A 15,783-nucleotide genomic window follows, 5' to 3' on the forward strand; every position below is an offset into this window, starting at 1 on the left:
AAACATTTGTTCGATTAGAAGGATATGTTATAATATAGTGGAATAAATTGATCGACAGAAGGGAGTTAGAAAGGTAAAAACAACACCTTTTGCAAAATAAATGAATGAAATGATTGAGCATAAATTAGCCTTATTACCAGATCAACCAGGCTGTTATTTAATGAAAGACAAGAATGGTACCATTATTTATGTCGGGAAAGCGAAAGTTTTACGCAACCGTGTTCGTTCTTATTTTAGAGGAAGCCATGATACCAAAACGGAGCGTTTAGTCAGTGAAATTATGGATTTTGAATATATTGTTACAGCTTCAAATATAGAAGCACTATTGTTAGAAATTAATTTAATTAAAAAGAATAATCCAAAATATAATATTTTACTAAAAGATGATAAAACCTATCCTTTTATTAAAATAACCAATGAAAAATATCCACGCTTATTAATTACCAGAAAAGTTTTAAAAGATAAGGCAACTTATTTTGGCCCTTATCCTAATGTTGGTGCAGCAAATGAAACAAAAAAGCTACTAGATAAGCTTTATCCACTAAGAAAATGTAAAGTATTGCCTAATAAAGTCTGTCTTTATTATCATTTAGGACAATGCTTAGCACCCTGTGTTTTTGATATTCCAAAAGAAACCTATACTGAAATGGTAGAAGAAATTAAACGCTTTTTAAATGGAGGTTATAAAGAAGTTAAAGCTGATCTAGAACAAAAAATGCTGACAGCTAGCCAGGAATTAGCCTTTGAAAAAGCAGGGGAATATCGGGATCAAATTCAATCAATTGAAGCGATTATGGAAAAACAAAAAATGACGAGTGCAGACTTTGTAGATCGAGATATTTTTGGTTATGCAGTAGATAAAGGCTGGATGTGTGTCCAAGTATTTTTCGTGAGACAAGGGAAGTTAATTGAGCGAGATGTCAATATGTTTCCATTCTTTAATGAAGCAGAAGAAGATTTTTTAACCTATATTGGTCAGTTTTATCAAGAAAATCAACACTTTATTCCAAAAGAGATATTAATTCCTAAAACGATTGATAAGGAAAGCGTTGAAGCCATTGTCCCCACCAAAATTTTACAGCCTCAACGAGGTCAAAAGAAAGAACTTGTCGAGCTTGCAATAAAAAATGCGCATGTTGGGTTAAATGAAAAATTCTCATTAATTGCTAGAGATGAAGATCGAACAATTGGAGCAGTAACTCGAATTGGAGATGCTTTAAATATTCCAACCCCCATTCGAATTGAAGCGTTTGATAACTCTAATATTATGGGAACTGATCCAGTTTCTGCAATGGTTGTCTTTATTGATGGAAAACCAGCTAAAAAGGAATATCGAAAGTATAAAATAAAAACAGTCGTTGGACCAGATGATTATGCTTCGATGCGTGAGGTCATTTATCGCAGATACTCAAGAGCTTTAAAGGAAGAAACGCCGTTACCTGATTTAGTGGTGATTGATGGTGGAAAAGGACAAATAGATGCAGCTAAAGAAGTTTTAGAAAATCAATTAGGACTTGATATTCCAATAGCAGGTTTAGCCAAAGACCATCGACATAAAACAAGTGAACTGCTTTTTGGTCCTCAGTTAGAGCCAATTCCATTAAAACGCAATAGCCAAGAATTCTTTTTATTACAACGGATTCAAGATGAAGTCCATCGATTTGCGATTACTTTCCATAGACAATTAAGAAGTAAAAATAGTTTTTCATCTAAACTTGATCATATTGATGGCTTAGGACCAACAAGAAAGCAACAGTTACTGAAAAAATTTAAATCCCTTAAGAATATTCAAGAAGCTTCAATTGAAACCTTAATTGAATCAGGTCTTCCTAAAAATGTTGCACAAAATGTTTATCAAAAGTTTCATGAAAATGAGCCAAGTAACTAGTATTTTCTAGTTATTTGGCTTTTTATTAAATTCTTATGAGGAATCTTAATGCTTTCTTATGACTTTATAGGTAAGCTTGTAGCGAGGTTACTTGAAAGGAGAAATGAACATGTTAGAAGTTAAAGGGTTAACAAAAACATTTGGTAAATTAATAGCGGTTGATAACATGAGTTTTACCATACCTGATGGTCAAATCCTTGGCTTGATTGGGCAAAACGGTGCAGGGAAAACAACAACATTTCGTTTGATTTTACGTTTCTTAACAGAGGATAGAGGAGAAGTGCTTTGGAATGGGGAAAAATTAACCAATGAGGATTACAATTTAATTGGTTATCTTCCAGAAGAACGTGGGCTATATCCTAAAATCTCGATTGAGGAGCAAATTTATTACTTTGCAAAGTTACGTGGTAAATCAAAACAAGAAATTAAACCCTTAATTGATTTTTGGATGGACAAATTTCAAGTGAAAGGGAAAAAAACAGATAAAATTAAATCTTTATCTAAAGGGAATCAGCAAAAAGTTCAATTGATTTGTACCCTGATTCATCAGCCAAAATTAGTGATTTTAGATGAACCTTTTAGTGGTCTCGACCCTGTCAATGCCGAACTGTTAAAACAAGGAATTATTGACCTCAAAAAAGAAGGCTCATGTGTTATTTTTTCTACTCATCGAATGGAACATGTGGAGGAAATTTGTGATGAATTAATCATGCTTAAAAATGGTGAAATGGTACTCAATGGTACAATTAAAGCGATCAGAGAATCATTTGGTCGTAAAAAACTTTATTTAGAATGTCCACTCAGCTTACAGGAAGTGCAAGAACTGCCAGGTGTTAAACAAGTTTCATTTGCACCAGAAGGGGGCTACTTACTTCAATTAGAGGATGAGCAGTTTGGACCAGAAATTTTTGAAATGGTCACCAAAAATGGCTATATTCCAACTTTTAGTCAACAACCGCCATCTATTGAAGAAATCTTTAAAATGAAAGCAGGTGATCATCATGAGTAAATTTTGGACAATTGTAGGAGAAGTTTATAAGAAAAATGTGAAAACAGCTTCTTTTATTTTTACATTATTATCACCCATTATTATTATAGGAATTATTGGTGTAGTCATTTACTTTGTTTCTGATAATCAAGAAACACCTGTGATAGCAGTTATCTCTGATGACAACGTTTACTCTGAAGTACTAGCAAAGCCAAACGATCATTTTGAAGTAAACACAAAAATTACAACTGAAAAAGAAGCAAAATCAGCTTTAGAAGAGGAAGAAATTGTTGGTTATCTAGTACTTGAAGCACAAAATAATCAAGTCAGTGGTACTTACTATGAGCAACCAGCAACAAGTGATAAGGTCAATGCTGCAGATTTAATTGCTTTATTAACTACTGAGAAAACCAATGAAGTCGCAAAAGAACTAGGATTAAGCCAGGAAGATATGGCCAAGTTAACAAGTTCTGTGATGATTGCGAATCAAACCATTCATTTTACTGATGGAAAGGAAGATGAGCAAGATGAAATGACAACCACCCTAAAAACAGTGGGGGCAACATTCTTAGCCTTTCTGTCGTTTATGTTCATTATGACATATGCGAGCCTAATTGCGACTGAGATTGCTTCTGAAAAAGGGACACGTATTATGGAAATTATTTTATCCAGTGTGACAGCAACCACTCATTTCTTTGGTAAATTAGTAGCTATTTTACTTGTTTGCGCCACACAACTTGCTTTTTATGCCATTGTAGCGATAGGTGGTTTTCAGTTGTTAAAAACAGATGCATTTCCAAAAGAAATCACTGATATCATAAGCGACTTTTATTTTTCTGCGATATTAGATGGGATGCTAGGCGCAAGTTTACTTTACTTCCTGTTAGGTTTAGTGATTTATTCCGTACTAGCTGCTTTCTTAGGTTCCTTAGTTAGTAAAACAGAAGAAGTGAGTCAAGTCATTATGCCGATTATGCTCCTTTCAATGGCTGGTTTTTATGCAGCAACATTTGCTGGTAGTGCATCAGGAAGTACCTTGTATAAGATTGGTTCTTATTTTCCATTCTTCACACCTATGATGATGCCAATTAGAATTGCAAATGGTACGATTACTACAGGTGGTATTGTTTTAGGCTTAGTTCTGATGATAGTCTTTGCTACACTAATGACCTACTTTACTTTAATGATGTATCGTTCTAATGTGCTTGTGTATAGCGATGCAGGAGTCTTTATAACCATTAAGACTTCATGGAGTGTGTTAAGAAACCAAAAAAGAAAATAATTAAGAAAAGGACAACAGATTGGTTTCTGTTGTCCTTTTTAGTTAGTCTAATTTAATAAAAGTATCAGGCTGATCCACAGGTGCTGTATCTTTTTCATCCCATTGTGCAGTAATCAAAATCAATTGCTTTTTATAGTCAATTTCTTCTGTTGCTTCTGTATAACGAGACGTTTGCATTTGTAATTGCTCAGCAATAAAGCCAGCTTCTAGTTTAAATGAAGGGTCTGTTGAAGCCTTAAAACGTGCACTTACAAGTGAGCCAGATAAGATAAATTGCATTTGATTTTTCTTTTCTTTCTCAAAGGTTAAATGACCAAAACTTGCATTTTTAAAGAAGATAAGCATATCTTCAATGGTACTAAGAGGAAATTTTCTAGCCAATTCTTTTCCAGCCCAATACAAAATGTCATCTGTGTCTTTTCCTAAAATATTAGGGATTAAAATATCTCTAATCATTTCATAACCTAAAAGGGTAATGGTTTCCTCTTCTTGATTTACTGCAGGCTGTTTTTTTTCCATGTTGATTCACTCCCACTCTTCTTTCCTTCCTCTATTATAGCCATGAAATGAAAAGATAAACAATCCCCTTTTTTTATCAGGATATAGAAACGTTGCTATCATGCCACTTTCTTGAAAGATTTAATGAAAAATTAACAGTTTAAAATAAAAATCAGAGAAATCATCCAATAAGCTTGAATTTTCAGTCAAAAAAAGGGAAAATGAAGAGGTTAAGAAAGAGCGTATTTAAAGATAAAATAAAGGTGCTGAAAATATGAAGAAACAGGGAATTGGATTTATAGATTCTGGAGTTGGGGGCTTAACCGTGGTCAAAGAAGCCATGCGACAACTGCCTAATGAGTCAATTTACTATCTTGGAGATACAGCACGCTGCCCATATGGCCCAAGACCAGAAGAGCAAGTCCGACAATTCACTTGGGAAATGACCCATTTTCTACTAGAAAAAGATATTAAAATGCTTGTAATAGCATGTAATACAGCTACAGCCGCGGCCTTGGAAGATATTAAGAAAAAGTTAGCCATCCCAGTGGTTGGTGTGATTTTACCAGGCAGTAGAGCCGCGATTAAAGCCACTAAAAATAATCAGATTGGGGTAATTGCAACAGCGGGAACGGTTAAAAGTGAGATGTATCCGAAAATGATTCATGAAAAAGATGCTACTGCAAAAGTAGCAAGCTTAGCTTGCCCTAAATTTGTACCACTGGTTGAAAGTAATAGCTATCATAGCCCAGTTGCTAAAAAAGTTGTGGCAGAAACCCTGCAAAATCTCCAGACTAGCGGTATTGATACATTGATTTTAGGCTGCACTCATTATCCGTTGCTTAGACCAATTATTCAAAATGTGATGGGAAATCAGGTAACACTAATAGATTCTGGTGCTGAGACAATTAGTGAAGTCAGTACCTTATTAGATTATTTTGATTTAGCAGAAAAAAGTGATTGTTCAGAACCGGCTGAAAGAAGATTTTATACAACTGGCTCTACGCAGCTATTTAAAGAGATTGCCTCAGAATGGTTAAAGATAGAAGAAATGTCCGTGGAACAAGCCAAATTAGGATTTTAAATAAGGGAGTTTGAAAAAATGAGAATAGATAATAGAGCAAATAATGAAAATAGAAAAGTAACCATCCAAACCGATTATTTAATGCATCCAGAAGGTTCTGTGCTGATTAGTGTTGGCAATACAAAGGTCATCTGTAATGCCACTGTTGAAGAAAGAGTGCCACCTTTTATGCGCGGTGAAGGCAAAGGCTGGGTAACAGCAGAATATAGTATGTTACCGAGAGCAACAAATTCTAGAAATATTCGGGAAGCTGCCAAAGGAAAGCTTGGTGGAAGAACAATGGAAATTCAACGCTTAATTGGGCGTGCTTTACGAGGAATTATTTCGCTAGAAGATTTAGGCGAACGCTCAATTGTTGTTGATTGTGATGTAATTCAAGCAGATGGAGGCACAAGAACAGCAAGTATTACAGGGGCCTTTGTTGCCTTAAAGATAGCAGTAGAAAAATTATTGGAAGCAGGCACACTTACTGTAAATCCAATTAAAGAGCATCTTGCAGCGATTAGTGTAGGCATCTTGCCAACCTCTGAGCCTGTTTTAGATTTAAATTATCATGAAGACAGTAGTGCGCTAGTTGATATGAATGTTGTGATGACAGAAAGTGGTCGCTTTGTTGAATTACAAGGAACGGGTGAAGAAGCAACCTTTACAGAAGAAGAGCTCTCAGCAATGCTCGCTTTGGCTAAAAAAGGGATTCAACAGTTAATCAACCAGCAAAAAACAGCTCTATCCTTAGCTAAAAATAAAAGAATGCCACATGAAGAACCAGTGGCTATGACAGATGAGATTTTAATTGCTACAGGAAACCCAGGAAAAGCTAAAGAATTTGAAGCTCTATTTGCTTCTAAAGGCTTAAAAATTAAAACCTTACTAGATTATCCAGAAATTCCAGAAGTAGAAGAAACAGGTGATACCTTCGTAGAGAATGCCTTATTGAAGGCAGAAACGATTGCTCATCATTTAAATATGCTTGTCTTAGCAGATGATTCTGGCTTATGCGTCGATGCACTACATGGTCAACCAGGCGTTTATTCAGCAAGATATGCAGGTGAACCGAAGAGCGATGCAGCAAATAATGCTAAGCTTCTTCATGAATTAACAGGTATTCCAGCAGCAGAGCGAACAGCTAAGTTTTGCTGTACTTTAGCATTAGCGATGCCAGGAAAAGAGAGCTTAGTTGTAGAAGGATCAGTTGAAGGCCAGATTATTGGTATTCCAAGAGGGGATAACGGCTTTGGCTATGATCCATTATTCTTAGTTCCTGAATTTAATCAAACAATGGCTGAGCTACCAAATGAACAAAAGAATGCGATTAGCCATCGAGCGAATGCTTTAGAAAAATTAGAAACTGTTTGGGCAGATTGGATTCAAGATTAGGCATAGGCGTTTAATAGAATATAAGGAGGAAAACATCATGAAAGTATTGGTAGTAAGCGATAATCATGGAGATCAAGCTGTATTAGAGAATTTATTTGCTCATTATCAAGGGAAAGTCGATGCCATGTTTCATTGTGGCGATTCTGAGTTAGATTCAGCTAGTAGTATTTGGAAAGATGTTTATGTTGTGAGAGGAAATTGTGATTTTGATGAGGGCTATCCTGAAAAATTAGTTGCAGAGGTAGCAGGAAATCGCATTTTTATGACACATGGTCATCTGTATCAAGTGAAATCATCGATGAATCCTTTAAAATATGCTGCCTTAGAAGAACAAGCAAACTTTGCTTTCTTTGGTCATACACATGAATTAGGTGTAGAAAAAATTGATGATTTAATTGTTTTAAACCCTGGTAGTATTCGCTTACCACGAGGACAATATCCAATTAAAACCTATGCCATCGTTGAAGCAACTGATTCAGAGGTCCATGTACAGTATTATGATGTTGCACACCAACCGATTGAGGCATTAGCTTTTACATTTTTAAAATAATGAACAATGAATCATGGAGGTGCTTTTGTGAAAGCTGGAGTAGAATTAGTTATTTTTGATATGGATGGTTTAATGTTTGATACGGAAGCCATTGCTTTAGAAGCGTGGAAAAGAATGGCAGCAGATTATGCATTAAAAGATACAGAGGCATTTTATCGGACTTTAATTGGAAAAAGCATGAAGAGTTTTGAATCCTCTGTCAAGAATGAATTTGGACAGGATATACCAATTGATGAATGGTTGGCTACTTTACATGACCACCATCATCATATTATTAAAGAAAATGGTACTTTAGGAAAGAAAAAAGGCTTAATTGACCTATTAGATTACCTTAAAACACAATCAGTGAAAATAGCGGTTGCTTCTTCAAGTAAGCATGATGAAGTTGTTGCTAATGTAAATTTTGAAGGAATTGCCCATTACTTTGATTTTATTATTGGTGGAGACGAAGTACATGAAAGTAAGCCAAATCCAGAAATATTCCAACGACCATGTCAGCACTTTGGAATAGCACCAGAAAATGCAATGGTATTAGAAGACTCTATTAATGGTTTTTTAGCTGCTCAAGCGGCTGGAATCCCTCTTTACTTTATACCAGATTTACTTGCGCCAACTGAAGCAGTCAAACAAGGTGCTTATGGTATTTTTGATAGCTTGTTAGCTGTTAAAGAGTACCTGTCAAAAAATGATGATGAAAAATAAAAGGAGGCTTTACTGCTTCCTTTTTGCTTATCAAGTATACATAAAAAGGGGTTTAGCATAATGATTGAGAGATTACAGGAATTTTTACCAGCAGCATGTATTGAAAAAATCAAATTAACAAAAAAACCACGCATTTCTTTGACTTTTGAAGCAACAGAGACATTGACTCTAACCCAAAGCAAAATTGGCGGAAGAGGTTATCTTAGTAAAAAAATGCCTTATCCAGTTGATCAAAATCAAAAGCCACTTTCATTACTCGCACAAATTAATTTTGCAGAAATGCCTGTATTAGCTGATTTTCCAACAAAGGGTTTACTATCGTTTTATGTGAATTACCATGATGATTTATTAGGGCTCAATTTTGATGATCCAATTAAGCAACAAGGCTTTCGTGTGATTTATACAGAGAGCTTCTCAGATGAATCATATACCGAAGCAGAACAGAATGCCTTTTTTGAACAAACAATTGATGAAAATGATTATTATCCAGTTGTTCCAAAAGAAGCCAGCATCATTGGCAAGGAAACAGCGCAACTACTAGTGGCTGATAGTGTTGATTTTGAACAAGCTTATGGTGGCAATAGCTATGAATTACTAGAAAATATTGTGACCGATGAAAGTAAAATGGATGATTTTTATGATTTAAGCTATGATGCAATGAATGAAGCAGGTTATTTCAGTAGCCAGTTAGGTGGCTATCCTTTCTTTACCCAAGAAGATCCAAGATACACCAAAGAAAGACAATACTATGATACTTTATTATTTCAATTAGCCAGTGATCAAATTGATGAGCAATCTGAAATCATGTGGGGGGATTGTGGTGTAGGAAACTTCTTTATTCATCACCAAGATTTAATCAATCAAGATTTCACAAAAGTAATGTACAATTGGGACTGTTCATAATAGCGCTATTAAGCCTTTTCAATCGCGACTTGAAATAAAATGTTCTTTCTTAATGAAATCTCAAAGAAAATAACGTAAAATAGTAAAAGTAGGATAAGAAATCCAAGGAGGCACATTGTTGTTATGATTGGAAAAAAAATTGAAGCGATTTTATTAGAAAATAAAGAACACATCTTGGTGCCAGCTGAAAAAGTGGCCCATGTTCAAGTCAATAATCGATTGGATCATGCATTACTTGTCTTAACAAAAGTAGGCTATTCAGTGATTCCAGTTTTAGATAAAGATTACTGTATTAAAGGGTTATTGTCTTTATCCATGATTACGGATGCCATTTTAGGACTTGAAAAAATTGATTATGAAAAATTATCAGAAATCGAAGTTTCAGAAGTCATGAATACAGATTTTCCAATCGTAGAAAATCCTTATGATTTAGAAGAAATTCTTCATTTACTAGTTGATTACTCTTTTATTTGTGTGGCGAGTGATGAAGGCAGTTTTACAGGTATTGTTCCTAGAAAACAAATGATGAAGGGCCTCAATCGATTAGCACATGAATTTGAAGCAGTCTATCATGTTGAAGAAAAAGAACCTTCATAAATTGCGTTTAAATAAATAATGAAAAATCACAAAAAAAGGAGCTGTAAGCAATGGATGCACACGAAATTATTCAATTTATCTCAGAGAGTAAGAAAAAAACACCTGTTAAAGTCTATCTCAAAGGTCGTTTGAAAGAAATGACATTTCCAGCAACAATCCAACATTTTACAAACTGTAAGACAGGGACTGTATTTGGTGATTGGGAAGATATCGCACCATTTCTTAAAGCAAATAAAGAATGGATTGAAGATTATGTTGTTGAAAATAGTAGTCGAAACTCAGCGATTCCGTTATTAGACACTAAAACGATTAATGCTCGTATTGAACCGGGTGCGATTATTCGTGATCAAGTTGAGATTGGCAACAATGCAGTCATTATGATGGGCGCTTTGATTAATATTGGTGCAGTCATTGGTGAAGGAACCATGATTGATTTAGGCGCTGTTTTAGGCGGTCGTGCAACAGTTGGTAGGAATTGCCATATTGGCGCAGGAACTGTCTTAGCAGGCGTAATAGAGCCGCCAAGTGCGACACCTGTTATCATTGAAGATCAAGTAGTCATTGGTGCGAATGCAGTTGTATTAGAAGGGGTACGTGTTGGAGAAGGTGCCGTTGTAGCTGCAGGAGCAATTGTGGTCAATGATGTTGCACCTTATACAGTAGTTGCAGGTGTTCCAGCTAAAAAAATTAAAGATATTGATGAAAAAACAAAAAGTAAGACAAACATTATGGAAGAATTAAGAAAATTATAGACAATCAAGCTATCCTTTTAACCAAGGATAGCTTTTTAGAAAAATAGAAAGGTGTGATGAAACATGAATCCATTTATTCAAATCAGAAGAGAATTGCATCAAATTCCTGAAATCGGGTTACAAGAATTTAAAACACAAGCTTATTTATTGGAAAAAATTAACCGCTTACCACAGGAACATCTGACCATTAAAACTTGGGAAACAGCGATTTTAGTTTTTGTTAAAGGAACAGTAGGAGAGCAAACAATAGGTTGGCGTACAGATATTGATGGACTACCTATTACTGAGCAGACTGGGTTACCTTTTGCTTCTATTCATGAAGGGAAGATGCACGCATGTGGCCATGATTTACATATGGCAATTGCCTTAGGCGCCTTAAGTCGCTTTGCTGAGCAGCCAGCAGAAAATAATATCTTATTCTTCTTCCAACCAGCTGAAGAAAATGAAGCAGGCGGAAAATTAGTTTATGATGCAGGAATGATGGATGAGTGGATGCCAGATGCATTTTATGCCCTTCATATTCAGCCTAGTTTACCAGTTGGAACGATTGGAACCAAAATTGGCACATTATTTGCAGGAACAAATACGGTTAAAATTAAATTTCATGGCAAAAGTGGTCATGCAGCCTATCCACATGAATCAAATGATATGATTGTGGCGGCAGCACAACTGATTATGCAAGCCCAAACCATTGTGAGCCGTAGTGTCAATCCAGTAGAAGGAGCAGTTATTACATTTGGTAAGCTTATTGCCGGTACGGCTGATAACATTATTACAGGCTCAGCAGAATTATCTGGTACCATTCGCACCTTAACGCCAGAAATGAATGATTTAGTTGAGCAAAGAATGCGAGAAATTGTAGCTGGAATAGAAGTTTCCTATCAATGTAAAATTGACTTATCAATGGAGAAAAAAGGCTACTATCCAGTTGTGAATAGTCAAGAGCAAACAAGTGCTTTTATTACTTTTATGGAAGCACAGCCTGAAGTAAATTATGTAGATTTTCCAACTGCTATGACAGGAGAAGATTTTGGCTATTTATTAGATAAAATTCCTGGAACAATGTTTTGGTTAGGAGTAGGCTGTGACTATGCGTTACATCATGAAAAAATTTCACCAGATGAAGCAGCTATCCCATTTGGGATTGATCAAGTTGAAAAATGGTTAAGACAGCAAGATGTCATGCCTCTTAGGATTTTTAATCCTTAGAGACATGATACAGATCGAACACAGTTCGACTCTGAACCTTTTTATTTTCCTTATTACCCATTTTATGAAGCAAATCCTTCACCAAGTAGGTATTATTCATCATCGAATCACTTTGTTCTCCGAGATTCTTAGCAACTCTAGCATTGTCATGCTTCTTAGGATTTTTAATCCTTAGAGACATGATACAGATCGAACACAGTTCGACTCTGAACCATATTAAAGTTGTTGTGATCGAAGCGTAGTGTAGTAGCTACTAATCATCATCTACGACTTACGTTTGCATTAATTCTTGGCAATTGCGAACCAAATCTGCCTTTTGGGCACCATTTACTGAGACAATTTATGGGCTTTTAGAAGCAATTTAAGAGGGCGGGATAAAACTTTTCAGTTTTGTTCCGTCCTCTTTGAGCAAATATTTTGTAAAGTGCTCTAAATAAGCATAAGATGAGTTTGTAAGATAATCACATAAAGGAGGATGTTTTATGACAGATTCTAACGTGTTATATCAAACGAAAGCAGTAAATACAAATGGCCGAGATGGAGAAAGCCATTTAGCAGATCATTCATTTTCTGTTCGTGTTTCTACACCAAAACAGCTAGGAGGCCCTGGACAAGGAAGTAATCCAGAACAACTTTTTGCCATAGGATACAGTGCTTGCTATAACAGTGCCTTAGCGCATAAAATGAAAGAGCATCAGGTAACAGGAGAAGCGACAGTAGCTGCTACAGTTCAATTACTTTCAGATTCAACAGATAAAGGCTTCAAATTAGCCGTTCTAATAGAAGTTGCTATCACAGAACTAGAGAGGGCGCAGGTAGAACAATTAGCTAAAGAAGCACATGAATTTTGTCCCTATTCTAAAGCAACAAGAGGTAATATTGAGGTGGAAATAAAAGTAGTCGATAAAATTGACTAACTAAAAAAGATAAAAGAGAGCAAAAAAACTCTCTTTTATCTTTTTGTTTAAGTATGCTGTTTAAAATAAATCATCATCTTCATAATCGTCGTAGTCATAATAATCATCGTAATCATCATTATAGCGATGATTGTTTAAGTAAGATGGTTCTTCATTATTTAATTGGTAGCCAAACAAATAGGTAGTTGTACTTCCCAATAATAAGATAAATGAAACGATTAATGTCACAAAGCCAATCAGAAATAGTTTTTTTTCTGCTACTTTTCTTTCGTTTTCAACTTCTGGTTTTCGACTGTAAAGATAGACAATTAAACAAATTGTCGAGCTAAAGATTTGAAAAATGATCCAAGGTAAGGAAAACATGTCTCTTTTCTCAGCATCTTGATAAATCCAAATTGCTAAAAGAATTTTTGCAACAACAAAAATGAAAGCCAAGAAGAGGATCAAGAACAAATTAATTTTTAAAAATAACTCAGTATCTAATTGTAACGATAAATTCATGATAAAACTCCTTCCTTCAAAATAGTTACTCCTCAACTATAACAGAAATAAGTTAAAAATAAATCATATTTTTCCTAAATTAAGAGGAGAAGCTGGAATTGTAATATTTGCAGCCGTTAGTGCATCAATATATTCCTTCAATAGTAGCCTTTGAATACTAGACTGACTACCATTTTGAGTATGTGCGACAACTCGTACAGCTAATGCACCATTTCCTAAATCCTGTAAGCCAAGAAAAGTTGGACCATCAACAATTTCAGGATGATTCTTTACAAACTGTTGATTAATTTCTTCAATAATAGAACGAATTTTATCAAGATCAGCATCAGGCGTAACACGAACGTCAATTAATGCCCGCATATAGCCTCTTGACTGATTGCTAACAACAGTAATATTTCGATTTGGGATAAAGTTTAATGTACCATTTCCACTTCTGACCTGTGTTGTTCTAAGCCCAACTGCTTCAATATTCCCTTCCACCCCAGCAATCATGACATAATCCCCTACATCAATCTGCTTTTCTAACATAATAAACAATCCAGTTACGATATCGCTGACAAAACCTTGTGCACCAAACGCTAGTGCCAAACCAACAACTCCAGCTCCAGCAATTAATGTACCAACAGGAATACCAAAAATAGAAAGTAAAATATAAACATAAATAAATACAATCGTATAATGAAAAACGTTTAGAGAAAGACTTGTCAGTGTATCTATCCTTGAAGCTGAAACTGTTTCCTTTTTACGATATTTTTCAAAGCTTCTATGAATCATGCGCACGCCTACTTTTTTGATAAAAAAATAAAGCGCAGTAAAAATTAAAATTTGAATACTTATATCAATCCCTTTTGCAACGATTCCACCCCAATCAATTTTTTCCCAATACTTTAAGAAAACATTTGTATTTTGAGAAGCAGTCTGGATAATCTCCCCAGTGATAGAACTATCAACAACTTGTGACATCTAAAAACCCCTTTGCTTTTGCTTATCTGCTATCCATTTTATCAGAGATTGTCATGAAATCAAAAGAAAAATAAAAATTTAATTTTTAGCAAATGATTATTAAAAATAATAAAATAATGTTACAATAAAGGAGGTAAGATGATTCTTTAGGGGAATGCCTAAAAGAGTGGTCGAAGCATAAAAAGAAAGAATGAAAGTGTGGTGCTGGTATGACTGGTGTAGAAATAGCTGCTGTGATAGCTGCTGGAGCATCCGCAGTGCTTGTCTTGTTCTTAGTATTTACTTTATTAAAAGTGATGAAAGTTCTTAGTAAGCTTTCTGATACAGCCGAACAAGCAAATGAAAGTATTCGTGTGATAACAAAAGATGTTGATCATTTAGCAATTGAAGTAGAAAGTTTATTAAGTAAAACCAACACTTTAATGGATGATCTAAATGGAAAATTGCAAAAAACCGATCCATTATTTAACGCAGTTGGGGATTTAGGGACAAGTGTTTCTGATTTAAATGAATCAAGTCGTAACTTAGTTTCAAGAGTATCAGGAGCAACAAAGAAAACTGCTCAAGTTTCTGCTTTTACAAAAATGGGAAGCATTGCTTTAAAATTTCATAAAAATAGACAAGCGAAAAAGCAGTTAAAAAAAGAACAAAATAATTTTTAAAATCATATCTATATAAGGGAGCGAATGAAGATGGCAAAATCAGAAGGTAATGGTTTTTTATTTGGTGTCGTATTAGGAAGTGCAGTAGGAGCAATTACAGCATTATTATTAGCACCTAAATCAGGAAAAGAATTAAGAGAAGACTTAAGCGAGCATGCAAACAACTTTAAAGATACAGCAACTGACTTTAAAGATATTGCATTTGATAAAAGTTCTCAATTTGCAGATGTTGCAAAAGAAAAAGCAACAACTTTTTCAGCACAAGCAGGAGACATTGCAAATGTTGTGAAAGATAAATCTTCACAAGCTTATACCAAAGCTAAAGATGCAACAGAAGATATTCGTGTTAATCTAAAAGATCAAGCAGATCAAATTGCTTCTAGATTAAATAAAGCACAAAAAGAATTAAATGCTGATTTAGAAGGTATTCGTTCTGAATTGGAAGAAACTTCAAGTGAAGCAAAAGAAGAAATTAAAGATGTTTTAGATAAAGAAGAATAAAAATTTTTTTCCAGACCTTATTCTATGCTTAAAAAAAGCTTAGAAAAAAGGTCTTTTTTTTGTTTTTTAAACAAAAAAGTAATTCTTATTCAAATTTAAAGGTAAAAACAACGTTTTATTTAGGTATAGATTTTGTCGTTTTTTAACAAATTTAACTTGTAGTTAAAAGTAAAACTAGGTTCATTTTTATTGGTATAAGCAAAAGTTTGTTTTTATAAATTATTAGGGAATAGCTAGTTGAAAAGATAAAAATAGAAATATTAATATATTAAATAGAGATACTTAGTAGCTTGGATGTTTTATAAATGTACCTTATTACAAGAACTAGATAAAGTTTTACCTTTTTTTAAATAGTAATTGACAACTTGTGATGAATCATATAATATAAGGATGCAGATAACACTTGTTT

General features: G+C 34.5%; 17 protein-coding genes. 14 read left to right on the top strand and 3 right to left on the bottom strand.

Annotation, left to right across the window (positions count from 1 at the left end; translation table 11 throughout):
• The first annotated feature begins 100 nt into the window (after positions 1–100).
• From uvrC to BMW29_RS04685, 3 genes are all read left to right on the top strand, one after another.
• Positions 101–1,888, top strand: coding sequence for an excinuclease ABC subunit UvrC (uvrC, locus tag BMW29_RS04675; protein ID WP_092650852.1), 1,788 nt, complete (start codon positions 101–103; stop codon positions 1,886–1,888).
• A 109-nt stretch (positions 1,889–1,997) separates the two neighbouring features.
• The gene (locus tag BMW29_RS04680; RefSeq protein WP_092650854.1) at positions 1,998–2,897 is read left to right on the top strand and encodes an ABC transporter ATP-binding protein; all 900 of its coding nucleotides are present in this window, start codon (positions 1,998–2,000) and stop codon (positions 2,895–2,897) included.
• Positions 2,890–4,158, top strand: coding sequence for an ABC transporter permease (locus BMW29_RS04685; protein WP_092650856.1), 1,269 nt, complete (start codon positions 2,890–2,892; stop codon positions 4,156–4,158). Before BMW29_RS04680 ends, BMW29_RS04685 begins: the two co-directional genes overlap by 8 nt.
• 42 nt (positions 4,159–4,200) lie before the next feature.
• Here the strand turns inward: BMW29_RS04685 and BMW29_RS04690 are convergent, their stop codons facing one another.
• Positions 4,201–4,677, bottom strand: a complete 477-nt coding sequence (locus BMW29_RS04690) for a YslB family protein (protein ID WP_092650858.1) — start codon at positions 4,675–4,677, stop codon at positions 4,201–4,203.
• A gap of 253 nt (positions 4,678–4,930) precedes the next feature.
• Between BMW29_RS04690 and racE the strand changes: the two genes are divergently transcribed.
• The 9 genes from racE to BMW29_RS04740 all read left to right on the top strand — a co-directional run bounded on the left by racE (position 4,931) and on the right by BMW29_RS04740 (position 12,747).
• Positions 4,931–5,740, top strand: a complete 810-nt coding sequence (gene racE / locus BMW29_RS04695) for a glutamate racemase (RefSeq protein ID WP_092650860.1) — start codon at positions 4,931–4,933, stop codon at positions 5,738–5,740.
• Positions 5,741–5,758: 18 nt separating this feature from the next.
• A complete protein-coding gene (gene rph / locus BMW29_RS04700; RefSeq protein WP_092650862.1) occupies positions 5,759–7,117 on the top strand; it encodes a ribonuclease PH in 1,359 nt (452 codons plus the stop codon).
• Positions 7,118–7,154: 37 nt separating this feature from the next.
• Entirely contained in the window at positions 7,155–7,667 is a 513-nt protein-coding gene (locus BMW29_RS04705) for a metallophosphoesterase (RefSeq protein WP_092650864.1), read from the top strand.
• A gap of 27 nt (positions 7,668–7,694) precedes the next feature.
• Entirely contained in the window at positions 7,695–8,369 is a 675-nt protein-coding gene (locus BMW29_RS04710) for an HAD family hydrolase (protein WP_177165673.1), read from the top strand.
• A 60-nt stretch (positions 8,370–8,429) separates the two neighbouring features.
• Positions 8,430–9,272 carry a YwqG family protein gene (locus BMW29_RS04715; RefSeq protein ID WP_218139644.1) on the top strand — a complete coding sequence of 281 codons (843 nt, stop codon included), beginning with the start codon at positions 8,430–8,432 and terminating at the stop codon, positions 9,270–9,272.
• A 123-nt stretch (positions 9,273–9,395) separates the two neighbouring features.
• Complete coding sequence (gene cbpB, locus BMW29_RS04720) at positions 9,396–9,869, top strand: cyclic-di-AMP-binding protein CbpB (protein WP_092650868.1); 474 nt, start codon at positions 9,396–9,398, stop codon at positions 9,867–9,869.
• Between the two features lie 50 nt (positions 9,870–9,919).
• Positions 9,920–10,621, top strand: a complete 702-nt coding sequence (dapD, locus tag BMW29_RS04725; protein WP_092650870.1) for a 2,3,4,5-tetrahydropyridine-2,6-dicarboxylate N-acetyltransferase — start codon at positions 9,920–9,922, stop codon at positions 10,619–10,621.
• Between the two features lie 63 nt (positions 10,622–10,684).
• Positions 10,685–11,830, top strand: coding sequence for an N-acetyldiaminopimelate deacetylase (locus BMW29_RS04730; RefSeq protein ID WP_092650872.1), 1,146 nt, complete (start codon positions 10,685–10,687; stop codon positions 11,828–11,830).
• Between the two features lie 482 nt (positions 11,831–12,312).
• Positions 12,313–12,747: an organic hydroperoxide resistance protein gene (locus BMW29_RS04740; protein ID WP_092650876.1), complete on the top strand. Its 435-nt coding sequence runs from the start codon at positions 12,313–12,315 to the stop codon at positions 12,745–12,747.
• Positions 12,748–12,807: 60 nt separating this feature from the next.
• Here BMW29_RS04740 and BMW29_RS04745 read toward each other — a convergent pair whose 3' ends face one another.
• Complete coding sequence (locus tag BMW29_RS04745; RefSeq protein ID WP_092650878.1) at positions 12,808–13,248, bottom strand: hypothetical protein; 441 nt, start codon at positions 13,246–13,248, stop codon at positions 12,808–12,810.
• A 63-nt stretch (positions 13,249–13,311) separates the two neighbouring features.
• Complete coding sequence (locus BMW29_RS04750) at positions 13,312–14,211, bottom strand: mechanosensitive ion channel family protein (RefSeq protein WP_092650880.1); 900 nt, start codon at positions 14,209–14,211, stop codon at positions 13,312–13,314.
• A gap of 209 nt (positions 14,212–14,420) precedes the next feature.
• Here BMW29_RS04750 and BMW29_RS04755 point away from each other — a divergent pair, with 209 nt between their 5' ends.
• Together BMW29_RS04755 and BMW29_RS04760 are read left to right on the top strand one after the other, a co-directional pair.
• Complete coding sequence (locus BMW29_RS04755; RefSeq protein WP_092650882.1) at positions 14,421–14,873, top strand: DUF948 domain-containing protein; 453 nt, start codon at positions 14,421–14,423, stop codon at positions 14,871–14,873.
• Positions 14,874–14,903: 30 nt separating this feature from the next.
• Positions 14,904–15,374 carry a YtxH domain-containing protein gene (locus BMW29_RS04760; RefSeq protein ID WP_177165674.1) on the top strand — a complete coding sequence of 157 codons (471 nt, stop codon included), beginning with the start codon at positions 14,904–14,906 and terminating at the stop codon, positions 15,372–15,374.
• Positions 15,375–15,783 lie beyond the last annotated feature (409 nt).

The organism is Isobaculum melis (genome assembly GCF_900111355.1).
Lineage (GTDB): Bacteria > Bacillota > Bacilli > Lactobacillales > Carnobacteriaceae > Isobaculum > Isobaculum melis.

What these genes read in the sequence shown, in the direction of transcription:
- uvrC (WP_092650852.1), top strand. Translation starts at nt 101, where the DNA reads ATGAATGAAATGATTGAGCATAAATTAGCCTTATTACCAGATCAACCA.
- BMW29_RS04680 (WP_092650854.1), top strand. Translation starts at nt 1,998, where the DNA reads ATGTTAGAAGTTAAAGGGTTAACAAAAACATTTGGTAAATTAATAGCG.
- BMW29_RS04685 (WP_092650856.1), top strand. Translation starts at nt 2,890, where the DNA reads ATGAGTAAATTTTGGACAATTGTAGGAGAAGTTTATAAGAAAAATGTG.
- BMW29_RS04690 (WP_092650858.1), bottom strand. Translation starts at nt 4,677, where the DNA reads ATGGAAAAAAAACAGCCTGCAGTAAATCAAGAAGAGGAAACCATTACC.
- racE (WP_092650860.1), top strand. Translation starts at nt 4,931, where the DNA reads ATGAAGAAACAGGGAATTGGATTTATAGATTCTGGAGTTGGGGGCTTA.
- rph (WP_092650862.1), top strand. Translation starts at nt 5,759, where the DNA reads ATGAGAATAGATAATAGAGCAAATAATGAAAATAGAAAAGTAACCATC.
- BMW29_RS04705 (WP_092650864.1), top strand. Translation starts at nt 7,155, where the DNA reads ATGAAAGTATTGGTAGTAAGCGATAATCATGGAGATCAAGCTGTATTA.
- BMW29_RS04715 (WP_218139644.1), top strand. Translation starts at nt 8,430, where the DNA reads ATGATTGAGAGATTACAGGAATTTTTACCAGCAGCATGTATTGAAAAA.
- cbpB (WP_092650868.1), top strand. Translation starts at nt 9,396, where the DNA reads ATGATTGGAAAAAAAATTGAAGCGATTTTATTAGAAAATAAAGAACAC.
- dapD (WP_092650870.1), top strand. Translation starts at nt 9,920, where the DNA reads ATGGATGCACACGAAATTATTCAATTTATCTCAGAGAGTAAGAAAAAA.
- BMW29_RS04730 (WP_092650872.1), top strand. Translation starts at nt 10,685, where the DNA reads ATGAATCCATTTATTCAAATCAGAAGAGAATTGCATCAAATTCCTGAA.
- BMW29_RS04740 (WP_092650876.1), top strand. Translation starts at nt 12,313, where the DNA reads ATGACAGATTCTAACGTGTTATATCAAACGAAAGCAGTAAATACAAAT.
- BMW29_RS04745 (WP_092650878.1), bottom strand. Translation starts at nt 13,248, where the DNA reads ATGAATTTATCGTTACAATTAGATACTGAGTTATTTTTAAAAATTAAT.
- BMW29_RS04750 (WP_092650880.1), bottom strand. Translation starts at nt 14,211, where the DNA reads ATGTCACAAGTTGTTGATAGTTCTATCACTGGGGAGATTATCCAGACT.
- BMW29_RS04755 (WP_092650882.1), top strand. Translation starts at nt 14,421, where the DNA reads ATGACTGGTGTAGAAATAGCTGCTGTGATAGCTGCTGGAGCATCCGCA.
- BMW29_RS04760 (WP_177165674.1), top strand. Translation starts at nt 14,904, where the DNA reads ATGGCAAAATCAGAAGGTAATGGTTTTTTATTTGGTGTCGTATTAGGA.